At 53.9% G+C, this 5,017-nt stretch carries 3 protein-coding genes; 1 reads left to right on the top strand and 2 read right to left on the bottom strand.

Annotated elements, in window-relative coordinates; genetic code table 11:
• Nucleotides 1-94: 94 nt before the first annotated feature.
• Nucleotides 95-1,522, bottom strand: a complete 1,428-nt coding sequence (locus tag KHC23_RS15815) for a hypothetical protein (RefSeq protein WP_213373630.1) — start codon at nt 1,520-1,522, stop codon at nt 95-97.
• 546 nt (nt 1,523-2,068) lie between these two features.
• Between KHC23_RS15815 and KHC23_RS15810 the strand changes: the two genes are divergently transcribed.
• Entirely contained in the window at nt 2,069-4,309 is a 2,241-nt protein-coding gene (locus KHC23_RS15810; protein ID WP_213373629.1) for a hypothetical protein, read from the top strand.
• Between the two features lie 315 nt (nt 4,310-4,624).
• Here KHC23_RS15810 and KHC23_RS15805 read toward each other — a convergent pair whose 3' ends face one another.
• On the bottom strand, nt 4,625-4,891 hold the full coding sequence (locus KHC23_RS15805; RefSeq protein ID WP_213373628.1) for a helix-turn-helix domain-containing protein: 267 nt from the start codon (nt 4,889-4,891) through the stop codon (nt 4,625-4,627).
• Between the last annotated feature and the right edge of the window lie 126 nt (nt 4,892-5,017).

Raw genomic sequence — 5,017 nt, 5'->3', positions numbered from 1 at the left:
CCCGGAAGCCGTGAATCACACCAGGCTGGCGAAGCCAACCGCTTTATGGGTCCGAGCCCTAATCGATCCTGCCGTCGTTCTGCTGCCCTTGCTCCTATTGGCGTACATGAGCGCCGACGCGGTAAGACACAATTGCGTTCTTCCCCTGATCGAGGAACAATTTAAGCCTCATAATCCGGGTCGTGGGATCCTTTTCTTCGATGTGGTCGAAACTGAAACGCAATAGGGTCCAGACATTTGGAATGGTCAGTTTCGCGGATTTGAAAGCGAACGAGAAGCTGTGTTTGACGATCAGGCCGGAACGATAGCATTCAAAGTCGCATCGGATGCGCTCAATAGGTTTGTTCATTTCGATGGCTCTCGTCTGGGAATATGCCCAGACATCAAATTCCACTGAAAGCAATTCAAGACCCAGTTTGTCATCCATTCCTTCGAATTTGACGGTGTCATTGAGTTGGCCGTCACGTTCGCAAGCCGCGATCGCGTTTCGCACGGTGTTGAGGCAGAGCAAACTTGAGATAACTGTCGTTGGATAGGTCATATGCAGCGAGATCGGGCGACTTTTCTCCAATCTGGAAGTATAAATGGTGATCCTAGTCTCGTGGCCGGTTGCGACCGATATCTCTTTGAATGCCTCCAGCGCCGACGGTGAATATATGTCCGCGAGAGACTCCTCGAGTACGATATCTCCCACAACCGCGCCCAAGAACCGGGCCGGGGTCTCGTAAGCGTGCTGTCGGTTAGGGTCCCAGCGATGCGGGCTTTTTAGCGAGTGATGACGAAGTTTACCGCGCAACAGCACCAGCGCCTTGATCTTATCTCGAATAGCATCGTCGGGATTGAACAGGTCCAGCGCATGGCTACGGCGTAACGTAGCTTTGCTGAAAAATTCCTTGGAAATCTTTTCGACGATATCACAGAACTCCCGATTATTCGAAAGAATATCGGTCTGCTTGTCGTTGCCCGTTTTTCCCTCGCAGTATCGGGTCTCTAGAAACAGAAACATATTGTTGTACGCATCGACATAGCGTCCCGCCTCGTATGCTATTCGGCCCTCGCGAAAATGCGATGTCGATTCGATTCTGTCGTCAGAAATGGGGCCGGCGCAGAAAGCTCTCCCTATCTGTTCGAAATCGCACGCGCGATTCAAGGCCTTCCCGGAATTGGATTTAAATGACAAAACAATAATGAGCGGCTCTTCTTCAATGTTTTCGGGACGAAACCGTAGCTCGTAACTGTCGTAATCAAGGTCGACGATCTGCATTCCGCTCACGACGGCTTGCCAATTCATGATCGTCCTGCGGGCAAGTGCAGGATAATCGCCGCCCGTTACCGTGAGGGTCTGAGCATCGCCGTCCCTTTCCGGGGTCAGGTGGGGCGCATGCTCGATGCCAACGCCAGAGAAAACAAGACAGACCCTTTTAAGGACGTCGCCCTCACGCTCCAGGAAGAAGCTGGTGTCACCCTTCTTGATCGGCCAGCTTTCCATCACCTCGACATGGTTCTTCACGTCAAAAGCCACTGTTAGGATCATCGCTTCCTATGCCCGGCTGATCAGAAAGGTAATTTGCTCGCGTGAGCAAGCGTCTCGAAGCGCTACGCTCCAGGTGCCCATGCGTGACCCTTGTTCGCAGAAATATCAAGCCATGCGGGCCTTTGACGACTGATCTAGGAATCTGGCAACGGTCCGGCTTCTGTCCAGAGCCGCCCCGTGCCGCTCCCATTGCTGGCCTACCATGCTGGCTGCGCTACGGTGCGCAGCGAGGTCGACGCAGGAGGGGCGGCTATCTGCCGTTAGCGACTTGAAGGCCGCCAGTAGGCTGTGCCCCCCGATTGCGCCGTTGCGCTGGTGGTGGGAATATCCCGCAGTTATGAACGGCTGGGGGTGGGAGGCGTTACGGCTGCTTTCGGGGAGAGGTCTGCGAAAGCAGCCGTAACGCTAACCGTTGCCATGTCTTGCTTTGGCCCATTCCACTGCGCACGCCGACATATTGCGGGGTACCCTACTTCTTGGCCGAGACGGCTCTGAAACATCGTCCTATTTGAACGGCGCCACCAAGGCGAACATATGTCCAAGACATCAAACCTCATAGACGATATTCACCTCGTACATCCGGCGCTCGGCGAGAGCGCCGATTGGTTTCCGCATCTTGAAATGGGAAAAGACAGCGGGGAGTTCGCTGGCCTGCGCAACCGCGTGCTCCCGCTCGTGGAACGGGCGGGGACCGAGATAATGCGCGGTAACAGCGCAGAGGCCTCGAACTACATTGGCCTTGCTACGGTGGTCGATGCGACGAAGGCCCGGAAATACCTGGGAAGCTCAGGCATTCTTAGGGCGTCGAAATACAATTTCGGTATCAAAGGCCCTCTGGATGTGGTCGAAAGACTCCTGAAAAAGGCCACCCCGCTATCAATGCCTCGCCCATTTGTAAACTACTTGACTTCCGTCATGCTCTTACTGACGGCGGGGAAAGAGGTCGCGAAACTGAACAGGTCGCTTGAGGGTTTTCTTGTCAGGAACCAGAACACGGCATTAAAGTCAGTTGTTGCGTTTGTCGATTCGCTCTTCATGATAGACCATGAGGGGCATCCATCCATCTCTTCCGACGATTTAGCGGGATACAGCAAGGAAGAGTTGGCGGAGGCCGCCTCCTACATACTCCATGTTATTGATCGCTGTATTGGTATCCGCGACAATCAATTCACCTATATGAGCGAGACCGGCATTTCGCGCGGTCTGTACTCGAAGCTTTTTGTCAAAGCGGCTAAGATTCGCGCATACTGCGAAGCGGAAATCTTGCTTGACGGCTTCCACTACGAATGTGAGCGACACGGACGAACGGTCAGAATAGTCCCGCCGAGCCCAGAACTGGAGAAGAGCATCCGACTGGGCTACGCGATGTCAGAACAGGCTGGTCAGCCCTCCATCATCGCAAGAATTCGTGCGATGCGGGAGGGCGAGGTATCGATCCTCTCTGTAGCCGACAGTATCTACGAGCGTTTTGCAGACGACGTGGTTGTTCTAAAACGCGAACCGATTTCGCGGTACGCCTTCGGGTTTCCCGATGCCCCTCAATTTCATGGCTTGTTCAACCATGACGGCTTCACGATCGAAGAGAGGCTCTACCTTCATGAGGTCCTTTCAACCGAACTCGTCACATGGGACGATCTCAAAGAATTCCAGTTTGAAGGCGGCGTCACGTTTGAGGGCATGCTGAAAGTTCAGCGTCTTTTCAGGTTCCTAGCGCGTATCGCATCAAACCATCTTCTTCCGAGATTGGAGACGGAAAGCGAACTGGTATATCGCTCCCTCGTGCCGGTGTTCGCCAAACACAAGTTGCAGGAACTTCTGGGCTGGTGTGTTGGCAAAGACGAGGTAGACGCAATTCTCCGTGTGATGTCCTTCGCAACTAAATCGAGTGGGATTGTCGACATACAGTACAGATCAATAGTTGATGGTGGAAACTACTACCTTGTCCCCCTGCATATTGCAGGATCGACTAATTGGTACCGAAATTTCGCTCACACGGAGCGGCGGCGAGTCGTAGAGAACGTCGAAGAGGACGGGGCCATCAAGGAGTTGGCCCGTTGCCTGCGCGTCGTGTCACCAATGGTTCAGATAGAGTATGAGACTAAACTTGGAGGGAAGCGGTTCGAGATCGACGTTATCTGCAGGTTCGGGGACTTTTTATTCATATTCGAATGCAAACACTCTCTTTTGCCATGCAATGTTTTCGAGCTCCGTACTTCTTACAAGCATATGGAAACTGGAGCTTCCCAGTTGTCCAAAATAACAAGTATCCTGTCCGAGGACAAAATGGAAATGGAACTCTATCGTCGCTTGGGATGGAAGGTTGGACATGCGAAGGAAATCGTTACATGTATAGTTTCCTGCAACGGAATGTTTCCAGGACTTCGTTTGAATGGGCATCCCGTACGACGTCTCCGGGAGCTTACAAACATGGTCGAAACAGGTTATGTCCGCTTTATCCAAACGTCGGTATCCCAAGACGAGAAAGGGCTCGATGTCGCCACTAACGATGCGGCTGAGTACCACCTTTGGAGAAGCCCCAATCTGAGGCCGGAATTCTTGCACGAATACATCGCACACGATCTACTGCAAGGACTGATGTTTGACTCCATGGTGGAGCTTGATCGGTCATTCGCCCTCGATAGGTGGCAGCTAGAATTCCAGTCCTATGCTCTCGATCTCAACAAGGTCTTGGAGGCGCTGAATAAACAGGTGTCTGCCGAATACAGAGGCGCCTCCACCTCAGAACAAAAGGGCGCGCTCGCATTTGATAGCTGACGGGCTTTGCCGAATGCACGGCCGAAGTTAGCGCGTTGGCATTATGAGGGCCGACAAAGTCGGACGCCTCTCACGCTTACGGATCAAGGGCATGATGATGCGATCGGCGCGAAGTTACCATTTTCGTACCACGGCGAACGTCTGCTTCAGGGGGCTAAACCAGTAACCGTGGACGGCTCACTTGGGTCGGCTGCAGAACGGCTGCTATCTGCCATAGCGGCAGCCAAAATCGGCCAGTCCGCAGACGGCCCCAAACCGGCTAGTCGTCAACGTTGCAGCGAACTTCTGCCCTTGGCGCTAGTCGGAACACCGTTTTCACACGCTGGGCTCCGGCCTTTCCTTCTTCAACCGCACCCCCGGTCCTTCGCCGTTCTCGTCGACGAAGATGACGCCTGCAGCTTCGAGAGCGCGCTGAATCGCAGCCAGATTGTTCACCGTCGGCAACCTGCGGCCCTTCTCGAAATCGCGAACGGTGCTTTCGCTGAGGTTCGAGGCCTGAGCAAGCGCCGACTGAGACCAGTCTAGGAGGCCCCTGGCGGCCCGCGACTGCGCGGGCGTTATCGCGGAGTTGGCGCTTTCCATTTATAATCCACGAAAACCGTTGACATTCTTCGCCAGTCAACGCTATTCGTTGATGGTCAACGAATTTCTATCACAGGAGCACGCGCATGGACAGCCATGCCCGCGAACGGGAGACGTGCGTCACGC

The sequence above is a fragment of the Ancylobacter dichloromethanicus genome (genome assembly GCF_018390645.1).
GTDB classification, from domain to species: domain Bacteria; phylum Pseudomonadota; class Alphaproteobacteria; order Rhizobiales; family Xanthobacteraceae; genus Ancylobacter; species Ancylobacter dichloromethanicus.
This window is presented reverse-complemented; position numbering and strand designations above follow the sequence as displayed.